Raw genomic sequence first — 14,487 nt, 5'->3', positions numbered from 1 at the left:
TGTTAATAAATTGATGTGCTATCTTTTGGCAAAGCTTTCACATGTTTTAAATAACTCGTCACTCTGTCATCATCACCTTGCGGGTACTGATATCCATAAGCGCTAGCAATTTCATTCGCCACTTCCCTAAATAAATCACCCATGACAAAGAATGATTCCCATATGTTTTCATATTCTGCATTAGAAAATGTCTTTTTAAATTGCTCCCACATATCTCCTTCGAAATATTGCTCAAAATGCTTTCCAAACTTCCCTGCATTAACTGTAAAGTCTGTTTTCATACCAATATGCCATTCTAGCATTACGATGAACATATCTCGTACTGGTCCTTCAAGCATTCCTTTCGCATAAGAAAGCTCTTCTCTCCATAATCCTTTTGCCACATTCGTACTACACCACCAAAATTCATTACAGCAACCTAAAAACTCTTTTTCTGTAGGCTTTTTTATTAAGTAATCTTTATCGCTTGCTGGCGGGAATTCTTCCATACAATTATCTTTATCGAGAAGTAATTTACTTAAGCTATCTTGTCCAACGAACTTTTTTATTAAATCAACCGGAACTAATGTTAAATCAATCCGATTTCCATCCATGAACTGCATTAAATACGGAAACTTCCCGTCTCCATCTGGTGGAACTAATGACATTTCTTCTGGCATTTGTACAATCATTATTTCTCCAAACCTATGAATCCAATTATGATTAGACGTAAAAGAGCGTATATCTTTTACAACATATATAATATCGTAGTCTTGAAAACAATCTCTTTTCACATTTGGATTTACACGCGATCCATTCATGATGACAGCTCGAATTCTTTCATCCTCTTTTGCTGTATTTATAATTAAGTCCAGCATTTCTTTTTCAGTTCTCATCTATTCCTAACCTCCAATTTTTAATATAAACTTATATTTTGAAGTATGTTGGAGGTCCACGAGCTAACTGCGTTGTATACGATACATGTTATAACTTTTCAAACATCTTTTTCATTCTATTTATCTCCTTTCGTTATTCTTTTACAACTGCCATTATAAATCCATCGTACCCTTTACTTCCGACTGTTTGAAGCGCTATAGCACTTACACGTGGCTCAGCAGCATTAGCTCATAGAAGCGACGTATCCCTTGTACGCGAGGGTCATTACTCGTATTGTCAATCACTTCTCCTTCACGTACTACGTTATCCCCAATAATTACAGTACCAGGGCGTGATAGTTTCAGTGCCCATTCAAAATAAGCAGGGTTATTTTGTTTATCAGCGTCTATAAAGATAAAATCAAATGGTTCATACTTCTCATTTTCTATTTGTTGTAAAGAATCTAAAGCTAATCCTGTTCGCACTTCAACTCTATCATTCAAATTAGCGCGTTCAATATTGCTACGCGCAATGTCAGTATGCTTTTCTACTATCCACTTTTGATTATACCGAAAATTCTGTCTCATATGCAAAAAATAAAGAAGGGACATCTACTTCATTACAAAATAGATATCCCTTCTTTTGTTTATACATGTATCCCTTACGGATTAGTAGACCAAAGTCCTGCTGATTTAATAAATGTACGTTTATTTAATTTCAGCTGCGCTACGATAAACTCTGCAATATCTTCTGCTTGCATTACTTTATCCGGATTTCCGTCAGTTAATCCTAAATCAACAGCCATGTCTGTTGCTACTGTACTTGGAGTTAAAGCTGTTACACGAATGTTATGTTTGCGAACTTCCATCGCTAACGATTCTGTTAAGCCAAGAACACCAAATTTAGAAGCACTATATGCACTTGTTACAGGTGCACCTTTTTGTCCTGCTGTAGATGAAATATTAATAATATCACCAGATTGTTGTTCAATCATGCTTGGTAAAGCTGCGCGAGTTGCATAGTATACACCCATTAAGTTTACTTGAATGATTTTTTCCCAATCAGCAACGTCTAATTCTAAAAACTTACCGAATTTAGAAATACCAGCGTTATTAATTAAAATATCGATAGATCCTAAACCGTTTTTTAACGTTTCAATTGCAGTAGTTACCTCTTCATATGAAGAAACATCAGCAGTCGCAATAACAGCTTTTACGCCTTCTGCTTCTACTTCTTTCGCTACAGCTTTTAAGTTTTCTTCTGAACGAGCTAAAAGACCGACATTTACGCCTTCTTTCGCTAATGCGATCGCTACAGCGCGACCAATCCCTCTACCTGCTCCTGTAATTAAAGCATTTTTGCCTTGTAATAATTCTGCCAAGTATAACACTCCTTAATCATCTCAGTTATGTACTATATTAAAATTGTATCTATGTTTATGTAAAAAGGCAATGATGCACTTTCATGTGCGTAGGTTACTTGTAGGTAACTATAGAAATTTTTTATTTATAATTCTTATGGATTTGCCATAATTCATGTAAAATAAAAATAAATTCTACATAGGAGAGTATATGTGTATGACAAGAAAAAAATGGTTCTTGCTACTAACTGCAGTCGGACTATGTATCATATTTTTTGCTATATACTTTATCAATTTAGCCAAGAAGACTCCTGCCTCAAGGAGCGTGAAGGGTGTAGCCCAGCGAGTAGGTGGGAGATGAATTGGCTTCGAACAAGAGATGGCAGGAAGTCATCTTAATTGTTCGACATATGTAAAGTATTACCGGATAATTTGTCATAATCACTTAACTAACTATCGAATGTATGTTTGATATATAATGGAAATATATCGAAATGGGGGTGAAATGAAGGATGATCAATAAAGCGTATAAATTTCGTATCTATCCAAATAAAGCACAAGCGATCCTGATCAATAAAACGATTGGTTGTTCTCGTTTTGTATTCAATCACTTCCTATCTCTATGGGATAATGCATACAAAGAAACAGGAAAAGGTTTGACATATGGGACATGCTCTGCCAAACTTCCTGCCATGAAGAAAGAGTTTGTTTGGCTAAAAGAAGTGGATAGTATTGCTATTCAATCGTCTGTTCGCAACCTTGTGGATGCTTATACACGCTTTTTTAAAAAACAAAACAGTGCCCCGCGTTTCAAATCTAAAAAGAACAACGTACAATCTTATACCACAAAACAAACAAATGAAAACATTGCTGTTGTCGGAAACAAAATGAAATTGCCGAAACTAGGTCTTGTTCGATTTGCCAAAAGTCGTGAAGTAAAGGGACGTATTTTAAATGCTACGGTTAGACGGAACCCTTCTGGCAGATACTTTGTGTCATTGTTAGTTGAAACAGAAGTGCAAGAACTTCCGAAAACACATTCTTATATTGGAATGGATGTAGGATTAAAAGATTTCGCCATTTTGTCAGATGGAACAACTTATAAAAACCCTAAATTTTTTCGCTCATTGGAAGAGAAGTTGGCAAAAGCACAGCGTGTTCTTTCTAGAAGAATGCAAGGATCTTCTCGCTGGAATAAACAACGAGTAAGGGTAGCTAGAATTCATGAATACATAGCTAATGCTAGAAAAGATTACTTGGACAAAATCTCAACTGAAATCATCAAAAACCACGATGTTATCGGTATAGAAGATTTGCAAGTATCGAATATGTTAAAAAATCATAAGTTAGCAAAAGCGATTAGTGAAGTATCTTGGTCACAATTTAGAACGTTGCTAGAATACAAGGCAAAATGGTATGGAAAACAAGTCATTCTGGTATCCAAAACATTTGCTTCAAGCCAATTATGTTCTTGTTGTGGGTATCAAAATAAAGACGTTAAGAATCTAAATCTTCGTGAATGGGATTGTCCTGAGTGCAATAGTCATCACGACAGAGATATTAACGCAAGTATCAATCTTAAAAATGAAGCTTTAAGGCTTCTAACCGTAGGAACTACGGGGATAGCCTAATGAATTAGAAGCCATTAGGCTTCTGTACTTAGGAGTCTCCCACTTCAAACAGTCCGTAAGGACGTTAAGTGGTGAGTAGTTCAAATTTGGTAATCCACTAAACTATAAATTTATAGAAAAAGATACCAGTGATTACCTTCATACTATAAAAGGTTATAAACAAGAAGATATACAAAGTATCACCGGAAAATATACTCCCCTTTATAATATCGGCTATTATGCAACAGTAGTATATAAAGACGAACCTTATTTTACATACTCTTATACATACGATAATAATAAAAAAATAATACAAGACAACGGCATTTTAGGAAGACATACTGAATCATTTGAGCATCTCAATTTAAACTGGTCACTGCTCGATCAACTAATACAAGCGATTCATACAAACTTACAAGAAAGAGGTTTAAGTGAAAAAAGGGATTATTCTATACGACACGTTCATTTCATTGATATAGATGATGATAAAAACGGTGCAGAAGCATACGTTGACTTTAAGAAAGATGAAAAATCAGATTATTCATACCGTATGAATAATGAAGGAAAAGCTTATCAATATAGTTGCAGTAATGGGAAATGTATTTTTAAAGAAAAATAGCGTTAGAAGGTTCCCCTTCTAACACTATTCCTCTTCATAATTCGGAATACGTACAATAAATTCCGTACCACTCCCTTCCTCACTCTCAACTTTTATTTCTCCTCGATGAAGATCGAGTACTTTTTTCACAATCGCTAAACCTAAGCCACTTCCTCCATAAACACGATTTCGTGAAGAATCCGCTTTATAAAAGCGCTCAAAAATATGTTGCTTCTGTTCTTTTGATATACCAATTCCTGAATCGCGAATACGTACTTCCACTACTTTCTCATATTCTTTTAACTGAATTGTAATCGTGCCACCATTTGGCGTAAATTTAATACTATTATGAATTAAATTTATCCAAACTTGACTCATACTTTCTTGGTCAGCAGTAATGTGCACTTTCTCTAAATTAAGTTCCAATTCAATTTCTTTTTCAGCCCAGAGCGGTTCACTATTTAACACAATTTGCTTTAACTGTTGATCTAATCGATAAGTCGCTCTTTCTGGTGTATATTCTTCCGACTCTAAAAGGGTAAGCTTCAGTAAATTTTGACTTAGTTTAGATAATCTCGTCGTTTCCGTTTCAATAATGGTAAGGTAATGCTCTCTCTTTTCCTCGGAAAGATTGTTATCTTGTAGCGCTCTAGCAAATCCTTTTATAGAAGTTAATGGTGACTGTATTTCATGAGAAACATTCGATACAAATTCCTGGCGCATTTTCTCCATCGCATTTAGTTCATCTGTCATATCATTTATACTTTTTACGAGCACACCAATTTCTCCATCATATTTCTCTTCATTTCGTATTTTTACGGAGAAGTCCCCTTTTGCAATTTTTTGTATCGGTTCAATAATAGTCCAAATCATCGCCTCTCGCTTCGGTCTCATTAATACCCCAATCAATACCCAAATAAGAACAATAAATACAAAGCCGACCATATCACTAATTAAAAAAGTAACAAAAGGTGATACTTGTATTTCAAGAGCATTTATTACACTTGATGATACATAAAAGGCTATAGACCAAATTATTGTGAGAAAAGAAAAGAGAGCTAGTACCGCTCCAATTATTTTCAATATCTTCACCTTATTCATTCGCTCTCTTCTTCTCATTTACTTACCTCTAAGCGATATCCTAAGCCTCTTATCGTTTTAATACTAAATTTCGACTTCTCTTCTTGGAACTTCTCACGTAACCGATTTATATGAACGTCTAGTGTACGCTCATTCCCTTCAAAATCATATCCCCATACATCTTCAATTAATTGCTCTCTCGAACAAGTCCTTCCCGCTTTAGAACCTAAAGTAAAGAGCAATTCGAATTCTTTTAGTGGTAACGTAACCGTTTGTTCTCCGGTTATAACTTCAAATGTTTTACGGTTTAACAGTACATTTCCAACTTGAATTGATTGCGACACAGTAATTTGATAACGTTTCAATAACGCCTTTACCCTCACTACTAGTTCTATCGGATCAAATGGTTTTACAAGATAATCATCCGTACCAAGATGAAACCCTTTTACTTTTTGAGATGTTTCTCCTTTAGCAGTTAGCATCAAAATAGGGATATCATAGTATTTTCTTAATTCAAAACATACATCAAATCCATCCATATTCGGCATCATGATATCAAGAATAACCATATCAACTTTCACTTCATTTATTTTTTGAAGTGCATCTAGACCATCAATTGCTTCATATGTTTGAAATCCTTCCCGCTCTAAAAATACAGAAACAAGTTCTCTAATATGTGGATCGTCATCTACTATTAAAATTTTTGGTAGCAAAGAAAACCTCTCCTTTCTACGTAGCATCTTTTATATAACTTGTAAAAATGAATCATCAGCGGAGTATAAGCCCCACTGATGATTCATTTTATAATACGCCCTCTTTAATTTTCAATTGTTGCGTTGCAAATTCACGATACATGTCATGTGTGCGTAACAATTCATCATGTGTACCGCTTCCTGTAAGATTCCCTTTTTCTATAAAAATAATTTTATCTGCATCTACTACAGTAGAAAGTCTATGTGCAATAACTAACGTTGTTCTGCCTTTCATTAAGTTATTTAATGCCTTTTGAACGACAGACTCTGATTTACTATCTAAACTAGAAGTTGCTTCATCTAACATAAGAATTTGTGGATTTCGAAGTAACGCTCGGGCAATGGCAATTCGCTGTCTTTGTCCTCCAGAAAGTTTCACACCACGTTCTCCAACTTCTGTTGCATATCCATTTGGCAAATCATGAATAAATGCATCAACGTATGCCATCGCCGCTACTTTTTCAATTTCTTCATCTGTCACTTCTCCCTCAACGCCGTAACAAATGTTATCCCGAATCGTTCCATCAATTAACGGACTATCTTGTGAAACGTAACCAATTTGACGTCGCCATGATTGTAATGAATAGTTCGTAATTGCATCTTTCCCTAATTTAATAGCACCGCTAGTTGGCTCATAAAAACGTTCTAATAGTGAAAATAATGTCGTTTTCCCGCTACCACTTGGCCCTACGATCGCTGTTACTTTTCCTGATTCAATTGTGAAATCAATATTCTTTAACACTTGCTCTTCTTCGTTATACTCGAAATATACATTTTCAAGAACAATTGGTTGCTTAGCATTTGTGACTTTCACACCAGTTTCATGGTCTTCTACTTCATATTCTAAAATAGTATTAATTCTTTCCGTTGCACCAATTGCCTTTTGGAATTGTGTAAAGAACATAGATAATTGACTCATCGGCATTATAATTTGAACTAAATATAAAATAAACGCTACTAATTCCCCAGTTGTTAATGCACCGCTAGAAACTCGCATCCCGCCATATCCTACGATAATAACAAGTAATGCCATTAAAACAAACGACATAACTGGTGAAATTAACGCTTGCACTTTTCCCTCTTTCAAACCAAATTGCAATAACTTCTCGATACCTTTATTTCCAGTTTCATATTCTCTTTTTTCTGTGTTCGAAGATTTCACTAAACGAATTTCTGATAATACTTGCGTTAGCACACTTGTAAAAGAAGCTGTTTCATCTTGAAGCGCTTTTGAAATCTTATACATTTTTCGTCCTAGTGGAACTAAGATCAGTACTGATAATGGAATAACCGTTAAAAGTAAAAGTGTCATTTTCCAATCTAAAACAAATAATACGATTAATGATCCGACAATTGAAATACCGCCTGTTAATAAATTTGACAAATGCTCAGAAATTAATGTCTTCACAACACCTGTATCATTTGTCATTCGGCTAATTGTATCGCCTGTTCTATTTTGATCATAATAAGATACTGGCAATATAAGTACCTTTTTCCACAAACGTTCTCTCAGTCCGGCTACAATCTTCTGCCCGATATAATTTAGTAAATATATAGATAATCCTGCAGCTATAGTTTGCATAATAAAGAATGCAACTAGCCCAACAATTTGTCCTGTACTAATTGACGAAAGTGAAAAATTATCTACTAATCCTTTTGTTAACATCGGAATAAATAAACTCGCTCCCGTAGAAAGCAAACTCATGAATAACGCAAAAACAAGAATCCCTTTCGAAGGATTTGTATCTTGAATAAGGCGTAAAAACTGCCTCCAACTCCCTTTTTTCTTTATTTCATTTCTAACTTCCATTTCTGTCATCTCCTCGTGTTAAACAAAACTGTTCTTTCTAAAAATAGAATACAATACAAATGTAAACTGAATGTAAACACACTTTTTCTGTTTTTACAAAATATACATAAAAACTCATCTTTACAACAGATATAAACATCTGATATTATTACCTGGTATTTAATATTGTTCTATGTGAATGATAGATAACCAATTTACAATACTATATAAATCTCCAGTTATTGAAAGGAGTATCCTTTTTGCAAACAAATATACATTCTAAAAAGGAAACAATTATTTTTATTCATGGTTTAGTCGGCAATCGTCGTGCTTTCAAAAAAGAGCATAAACGATTTTCCGCCTCTTACAACATTATTACTTATGACTTATTAGGTCACGGCGATGATAAAGGAGAAGCTATCGAATTTTCATTACAGCGTCTCGTTGATCAATTATTGAATTTATACGAAAAAGAAGGCATTCAAAAGGCTCACATTTGCGCTTTAAGCTACGGCTGTTATATCTCTACCATTTTTGCACAAATGCATCCAGAAAAAGTTTTGAGCATTTGTCATATTGGTGGACATTATAATAACCCTTCCCTTTTATATAACGTATTTCAAAAGTTTTGGGAGAAGCGAGGAGACGATTACTCTAAATGGCTCTCTCAATACGCAAATACCATTTTTCCAAGTGGCATACTAAAGGCAAATCCGTTCGCAGTCATTTCAAGAAATATTTATTATCGGTTCGGATTGCAATTACATTCATCAATTATTGCTCAATCATTACGTCACCGGTTAGAATTCGATTTAAAATCTAAATTAAAATCACTTCCCCACCCTATTCTATGGGTAATGGGCGAACATGATCATCTCTATAAATCTTGTCTTTTTGATTTAAAGTCCATTCTTCCTAACGTTTTATATAAAGAAATACCGTTAGCAGGACATGCAGCAAACTTATTCCGCCCCAACTACTTTCATGATCTATACGCTCGATTTTTAAACGGGAAGTTACAGTAAAAACTATTACCTTCCAATTTATTAAACTATAAAAAGGCTTCCCAAGTTTCCCTGGAAAGCCTTTTCTCTATACGAAAAGTATATAATCTACTTTTTCTTAGTATGCTTTTGTGTAACCTAATAGGTGCTTGCTCCAGTAAGAGTTACTTACAGAACTAATACGTACACCAGTTGCATCAGTTTCTGCACTAATGAACTGACCGTTTCCTAAGTAAACACCCATGTGAGAAGGACCTGATTTATAAGTGTTTTGGAAGTATACTAAATCACCTGGTTGTGGATTGCTAGTTTTTGTTTTAGAGCTCCAGTATCCAGCAACTGTTTGACGAGCGCCTTTATGACCAGTTTGATTTAATACGTAGTGAATGAATCCACTGCAATCAAAACCAGCAGGTGTTGTACCAGCTGTTCTGTATGGTGAACCATTTAATGATCTAGCGAATCCAGCGATTGAAGATGTATCTCCACCAGTTGTTGGCTTTTGTACGTCTTTACCTGGTTGTTGAACGTTATTTGTAACGTTATTGTTATTTGTAACGTTGTTTACTCCACCTTTTACAAACTTAACGAAGTCTGCACTTACGTAACCTGTGCGGCCGTTATGGTTAATTTTGTACCAACCATTTTCAGCGCCAGTAACGTTTAATACTGTACCGTTTGTTACACCACCGATTACAGCGTTGTATGTAGCTGGGCCTGTACGTACTTTTAAAGCACCAGTGTTAACAACATAAGAACCACCAGTTTGAACTGTAGTAGTATTGTTGTTTGTAGTTGGTTGTTGTGTTTGGTTAGATACAGCAGAACCACCTTTTGTTACGAAGTCTTTGCTTACGTATCCAGTTCCACCATTGAAGTTGATTTTAAACCAATCTTGTACTTCACCAACAACTTGTACTGTTTTACCTTTATTTACAGAGCCTAATACTGTATGAGATGTACTTGGGCCTGTACGTACGTTAAGTGAAGAAACGTTTACTGTGTAAGTACCAGTTCCTTGTTGAACAGTAGTTCCTGTTTTACCACCAGTCGTTACGAAGTCACCACTTACATAACCAGTTTGACCGTTTACAGTTACTTTGAACCAACCGTTTTCTTGTCCAATTACTTGTAGTACTTGACCTTGTTTTACTTTAGAAATAACACTATGTCCTGTACCAGCACCTGAACGAACATTTAATACATCAGCAGTTACTGTGTATTTTAAGTCAGATTTTGTTTCTACAGTTTTTGTTTCAGTTACAGTCGTTTGTGTTTGAGTTTGTCCATTAATTTCTTTTAGCGCTTCGTTTGAAACTTGTGCATGAGCAGAATCCATACCTGGAACTGCAACACCTGCTACTGAAGCTGCTGCTAAACCTGCAATTACTTTTTTCATAAGTTGTCTTTACTTCCTTTCCCTACTATCCTCTTTAAAAAAACTTATAAACTTAATACTTTACAATATTATCAAAGTAAAATATTCATTAAGTTCCATTTTTTAACAAGAGTTTTATTTTTCACACAGAGTTCATTTTAAACGAGCGAAGTGAAATCCGTGTGAACTTCATGTGAACTTTACCATTAAACTTACTGTTTTTGCAATGCTTTTTTCATATTTCTTATGTATTTCATTGAAAATTCGACATACCATTCATTATCTTAGTATATATTTTTCTATCCACTCGAAAAATTCTATTCATCTAACACAATGCAAAGAATGTATTTCTTAGTATAGTTCCTCCCATGAAGTATACTCTTATCATGACAAAAAACACTTTTTTTATCAATAGTATAATATTTTTAGAAAACTATTTTTGATACTATCTATCACTTTTAAAAGATTTGACGATTTGTAAGATTTAACTTCAAAAATTCTGTTCTAATTTGACGAAAGTACACATTCCGCTACCCATTTTTAACTGTCTATGGAATTTATAGGGTATTTATATTATCATATATATATAGTAGCGTTTTAAGCTATACACATTTTATTTACCCTACACGGAAAGCAATTGAATTTTAAGATGAGCGTTTTATTGCTTGCAAATAGTGGAATCAAAAGGGAGGTATATTTATGAAAAACATAATAGATGATCCTATAAATAAAAATATAGAACTGTACTATGCTTTTTTTCAATTCGTTTCAATTATTACCTTACAAAAAATATCAACTATTGAAACACGTAAAAACGAATTAAAAAATCAGATGAAAAATTCCTATCAAAAAAATCCTTACTACTTATAAAAAGGTGAACAGGTTGTATCCCTGTTCACCTTTTTATAAGTAGCAAAACCCCGATTGGTTCAAATAATAATTAGTGGGGGATAAACAATTCCCCCACTCGTTCCTACATTATTTATAAATCTTCACACGGTTTTCTAAAGGCTGGTATTCTTTTTCACCAGCATGTACTACCGGTTTACCAAATGGCATTTGCGCAATAAGCTTCCAATTTTCTGGAACCCCCCATTCTTTTCTCACTTCTTCATCAATTAACGGATTGTAATGTTGCAATGTAGCACCAAACCCTTCAATTTCCAAAGCTGTCCAAATTGCAAATTGTAACATTCCAGAGGATTGCTGAGACCAAATTGGAAAGTTCTCTTTGTATAATGCAAATTTTTCTTGCAGTTCTTCCACCACTTCACTATCTTCGAAGTATAAAACTGTTCCATAACCACTTTTAAATGCATTCATTTTTTCTTCCGTAGAAGCGAAGTTATTTTCAGGTACAATTTTTCGTAACGTTTCTTTCGTAATATCCCATAACTTATCGTGTTGTTCTCCAAGCAAGACGACAACGCGAGCACTCTGAGAGTTAAAAGCTGAAGGTGTATGTTTTACAGCATGATAAATCACTTCTTGAATTTTTTCATCAGAAACTACTTGTTCTTTACTAATTGCGTAAATAGATCTTCTGTCTTCAATCGCTGAGTAAAAATCTTTTACCATCATAATTCCCTCCAATTTTCATTTGAGGCTTTTTCCTATGTACACATCATATGCCCCTCAAAACTTATCATTAATAAGTTTCTAACTTTATAATATAAACAAACAATAATAAACTCAAATAATAACACTCACATTTTTTACCTTTTTACTTTATTAGTGCTAAAAAATAAAAGGCAATTTGTTGTTACCGATAGTACGTAACAACAAATTGCCTTTCTTATATGATGATCCAACTCAGTATTTCACTTAATTAACTAAGCCAAATGCATAAGACATTAGCTTATTCGTCTCTGTAAAACGCTTTGTTTTACCTTTTGTTCCCATAACAACTGTAATAATACGAGTATCACCTTGTTTTGCTGTACCCGTAAAACAATACCCTGCGCTATCTGTAAATCCTGTTTTTAATCCGTCTATTCCTTCTATATATAAAGCTTTATTATTTTTGTTTAACATATCATTTGTACTTATAACATTAATATTATTAAATGCTAACTGACTTTGACGTAAGTGAGTCACTTCTAATATTTCTGGGTAATCTTTTATAAGATGATACGCCAAGTTTGCTACATCACCAGCCGTCATTTTTGTTTCACTTCCATCTGGCTCTTGTAATCCAGAAGCATTTGCAAATTTAGCATGTTCCGACATTTTTAACTGTTTCGCTTTTGCATTCATAAGCTGAACGAAATCTTTCTCCGATTTTGCCATATGTTCTGCTAAAGCCACAGCTGAATTATTAGCTGACTCAATCATTAATGCATGATATAAATCTTTAACAGTTAATGTGTCATTAACTTGTACTGGGATTCTCGCTCCCTCTGTTTGTGCCGCTTTCGCACTCATTTTCACCGGATCTTCCCAGCGAACTTTCCCATTATGTACATTTTCTAATAGAAGATATGCTGTCATCATCTTAGACATACTTGCTGGCGCAAAAGCCTCATTTTCATTATGTTGATAAATAATATCTCCATTACTCGCATCAATAATCATAGCTGCTTTTGCATCAATTTCCGGTGGTATGTACTTTGGTGGGACTACTTTTTCAACTAATTCTGTTTTAGGTAGTTCTGCCACTTGTAAAGGTTGTCCCTCTATACTTGTTGCACTCTTTTGAGTTCCTTGGAATAAGAACCAACATATCCCTAAAACAATGACTAATAGGACTGTCAGCCTTCCCCATTTTAACCGCTTCATTTCAAAACTCCTTTAACAAACCTTTTATACACTCACATTTAACCATAACAACTTTCCCTTTATATCGTCAAGGTAAAAAGCATATTTATTCATCTACAGTAATTATTATTTCAATGCATGTATGTTACAATAACAATACTGAAATATAAGAATATTCAATGATAAATCCTTATGAATAAAACTATTAATAGAAAGGATTCATACAAATGCCACTTCCAAAATCATTAAAATACGGAGACACAATTGGGATTTACTCACCTTCTTCTCCAGTAACCTACACTTCTCCTAAAAGATTTGAACGAGCGAAATCTTACTTACAACAGAAAGGATTTCATATATTAGAAGGTTCACTAACAGGTCGATATGATTATTATCGTTCGGGTAGTATACAAGAGCGTGCTGAGGAACTAAATGCTTTAATAAGAAATCCTAATGTTTCTTGTATCATGTCAACAATTGGTGGCATGAATTCAAATTCCTTATTACCTTATATTGATTATGATGCTTTTCTAAATAACCCTAAAATAATGATTGGGTATTCAGATGCAACTGCTTTATTACTAGGAATTTACACCAAAACAGGAATCCCTACATTTTATGGACCAGCTCTCGTCCCTTCTTTTGGCGAATTTGAACCTTTTGTTGATTGCACATACAAATATTTTGCCGAAACTTTACTACATGATCATTCTCTTCCTTATCATATAAAACAACCATTATTTTGGTCAGATGAATTTATTAATTGGGAAGAAAAGACGAAGGAGAAAGAACTTCGACCAAACGATTGGATTTCAGTAATTGACGGAAAAGCTACTGGACGTATTATTGGCGGGAATTTAAACACGATTCAAGGAATTTGGGGTAGCCCTTATATGCCACATATTCAAGAGGGTGACATTCTCTTTATTGAGGACAGTTCAAAAGATTCAGCTACTATTGAAAGAAGCTTTTCATTCCTTAAAATTAACGGTGTATTCGATAAAATTTCAGGTATCATTCTTGGAAAACATGAGCAATTTGATCATTGTGGTACAAATCGAAAACCTTTTGAAATACTATTAGAAGTACTTCAAAATCAAAGAATTCCTTTTCTAGCAGACTTCGATTGTTGCCATACACATCCAATGATTACCATACCTATTGGTGTTCAAGTAGAGTTGGATGCAACAAATAAAACGATACATATTATAGAATCTTGGAAAAAATGAATACATGGCTTTTATTGTTTTACAATAAAAGCCATGTTACTATATAATTTGGAATGTGAAAGATTAAACTAAATA

12 protein-coding genes and 3 pseudogenes are annotated in these 14,487 nt (G+C 34.2%); 6 read left to right on the top strand and 9 right to left on the bottom strand.

What is annotated here, in order from left to right; genetic code table 11:
- Positions 1-2: 2 nt before the first annotated feature.
- The 3 genes and pseudogenes from ACTFRN_RS12300 to ACTFRN_RS12290 all read right to left on the bottom strand — a co-directional run bounded on the left by ACTFRN_RS12300 (position 3) and on the right by ACTFRN_RS12290 (position 2,236).
- Complete coding sequence (locus tag ACTFRN_RS12300) at positions 3-875, bottom strand: aminoglycoside 6-adenylyltransferase (RefSeq protein WP_001258521.1); 873 nt, start codon at positions 873-875, stop codon at positions 3-5.
- Between the two features lie 133 nt (positions 876-1,008).
- Positions 1,009-1,403, bottom strand: a pseudogene (locus ACTFRN_RS12295) (O-methyltransferase); the annotation flags it as partial.
- Positions 1,404-1,516: 113 nt separating this feature from the next.
- Positions 1,517-2,236 (bottom strand): 3-ketoacyl-ACP reductase, encoded by a 720-nt coding sequence (locus tag ACTFRN_RS12290; protein WP_000818985.1) that lies wholly within the window; start codon positions 2,234-2,236, stop codon positions 1,517-1,519.
- A 190-nt stretch (positions 2,237-2,426) separates the two neighbouring features.
- On the opposite strand from ACTFRN_RS12290, the pseudogene ACTFRN_RS12285 reads away from it, so the two are divergent.
- From ACTFRN_RS12285 to ACTFRN_RS12275, 3 genes and pseudogenes are all read left to right on the top strand, one after another.
- A pseudogene (locus tag ACTFRN_RS12285) lies at positions 2,427-2,507 on the top strand (DUF3139 domain-containing protein); the annotation flags it as partial.
- Positions 2,508-2,727: 220 nt separating this feature from the next.
- Positions 2,728-3,846, top strand: coding sequence for an IS200/IS605 family element RNA-guided endonuclease TnpB (gene tnpB, locus ACTFRN_RS12280; protein WP_000608416.1), 1,119 nt, complete (start codon positions 2,728-2,730; stop codon positions 3,844-3,846).
- A 79-nt stretch (positions 3,847-3,925) separates the two neighbouring features.
- Positions 3,926-4,444: pseudogene (locus tag ACTFRN_RS12275) on the top strand (DUF3139 domain-containing protein); the annotation flags it as partial.
- 24 nt (positions 4,445-4,468) lie between these two features.
- On the opposite strand, the gene hitS reads toward ACTFRN_RS12275, so the two are convergent.
- The 3 genes from hitS to ACTFRN_RS12260 all read right to left on the bottom strand — a co-directional run bounded on the left by hitS (position 4,469) and on the right by ACTFRN_RS12260 (position 8,065).
- Positions 4,469-5,542 carry an envelope stress sensor histidine kinase HitS gene (gene hitS, locus ACTFRN_RS12270; RefSeq protein ID WP_001254315.1) on the bottom strand — a complete coding sequence of 358 codons (1,074 nt, stop codon included), beginning with the start codon at positions 5,540-5,542 and terminating at the stop codon, positions 4,469-4,471.
- Positions 5,539-6,216 carry an envelope stress response regulator transcription factor HitR gene (gene hitR / locus ACTFRN_RS12265; RefSeq protein ID WP_000937028.1) on the bottom strand — a complete coding sequence of 226 codons (678 nt, stop codon included), beginning with the start codon at positions 6,214-6,216 and terminating at the stop codon, positions 5,539-5,541. Before hitR ends, hitS begins: the two co-directional genes overlap by 4 nt.
- An 88-nt stretch (positions 6,217-6,304) precedes the next feature.
- The gene (locus tag ACTFRN_RS12260) at positions 6,305-8,065 is read right to left on the bottom strand and encodes an ABC transporter ATP-binding protein (RefSeq protein ID WP_000453870.1); all 1,761 of its coding nucleotides are present in this window, start codon (positions 8,063-8,065) and stop codon (positions 6,305-6,307) included.
- A gap of 239 nt (positions 8,066-8,304) precedes the next feature.
- Here ACTFRN_RS12260 and ACTFRN_RS12255 point away from each other — a divergent pair, with 239 nt between their 5' ends.
- A complete protein-coding gene (locus tag ACTFRN_RS12255) occupies positions 8,305-9,069 on the top strand; it encodes an alpha/beta fold hydrolase (protein WP_001194311.1) in 765 nt (254 codons plus the stop codon).
- Between the two features lie 97 nt (positions 9,070-9,166).
- Here the strand turns inward: ACTFRN_RS12255 and entFM are convergent, their stop codons facing one another.
- Positions 9,167-10,447, bottom strand: coding sequence for an enterotoxin EntFM (entFM, locus tag ACTFRN_RS12250; protein ID WP_000755519.1), 1,281 nt, complete (start codon positions 10,445-10,447; stop codon positions 9,167-9,169).
- A 678-nt stretch (positions 10,448-11,125) separates the two neighbouring features.
- Here entFM and ACTFRN_RS12245 point away from each other — a divergent pair.
- Entirely contained in the window at positions 11,126-11,296 is a 171-nt protein-coding gene (locus ACTFRN_RS12245; protein ID WP_011040231.1) for a hypothetical protein, read from the top strand.
- Between the two features lie 108 nt (positions 11,297-11,404).
- Here the strand turns inward: ACTFRN_RS12245 and ACTFRN_RS12240 are convergent, their stop codons facing one another.
- On the bottom strand, positions 11,405-12,007 hold the full coding sequence (locus ACTFRN_RS12240) for a nitroreductase family protein (protein WP_170932393.1): 603 nt from the start codon (positions 12,005-12,007) through the stop codon (positions 11,405-11,407).
- Between the two features lie 243 nt (positions 12,008-12,250).
- On the bottom strand, positions 12,251-13,204 hold the full coding sequence (locus ACTFRN_RS12235) for a D-alanyl-D-alanine carboxypeptidase family protein (RefSeq protein ID WP_000825884.1): 954 nt from the start codon (positions 13,202-13,204) through the stop codon (positions 12,251-12,253).
- A gap of 206 nt (positions 13,205-13,410) precedes the next feature.
- Here ACTFRN_RS12235 and ACTFRN_RS12230 point away from each other — a divergent pair, with 206 nt between their 5' ends.
- Positions 13,411-14,412, top strand: coding sequence for a S66 family peptidase (locus ACTFRN_RS12230; protein WP_001130818.1), 1,002 nt, complete (start codon positions 13,411-13,413; stop codon positions 14,410-14,412).
- Positions 14,413-14,487: the final 75 nt, after the last annotated feature.

This window comes from Bacillus cereus group sp. MYBK245-2 (assembly GCF_051916145.1).
GTDB classification, from domain to species: domain Bacteria; phylum Bacillota; class Bacilli; order Bacillales; family Bacillaceae_G; genus Bacillus_A; species Bacillus_A pacificus.
This window is presented reverse-complemented; position numbering and strand designations above follow the sequence as displayed.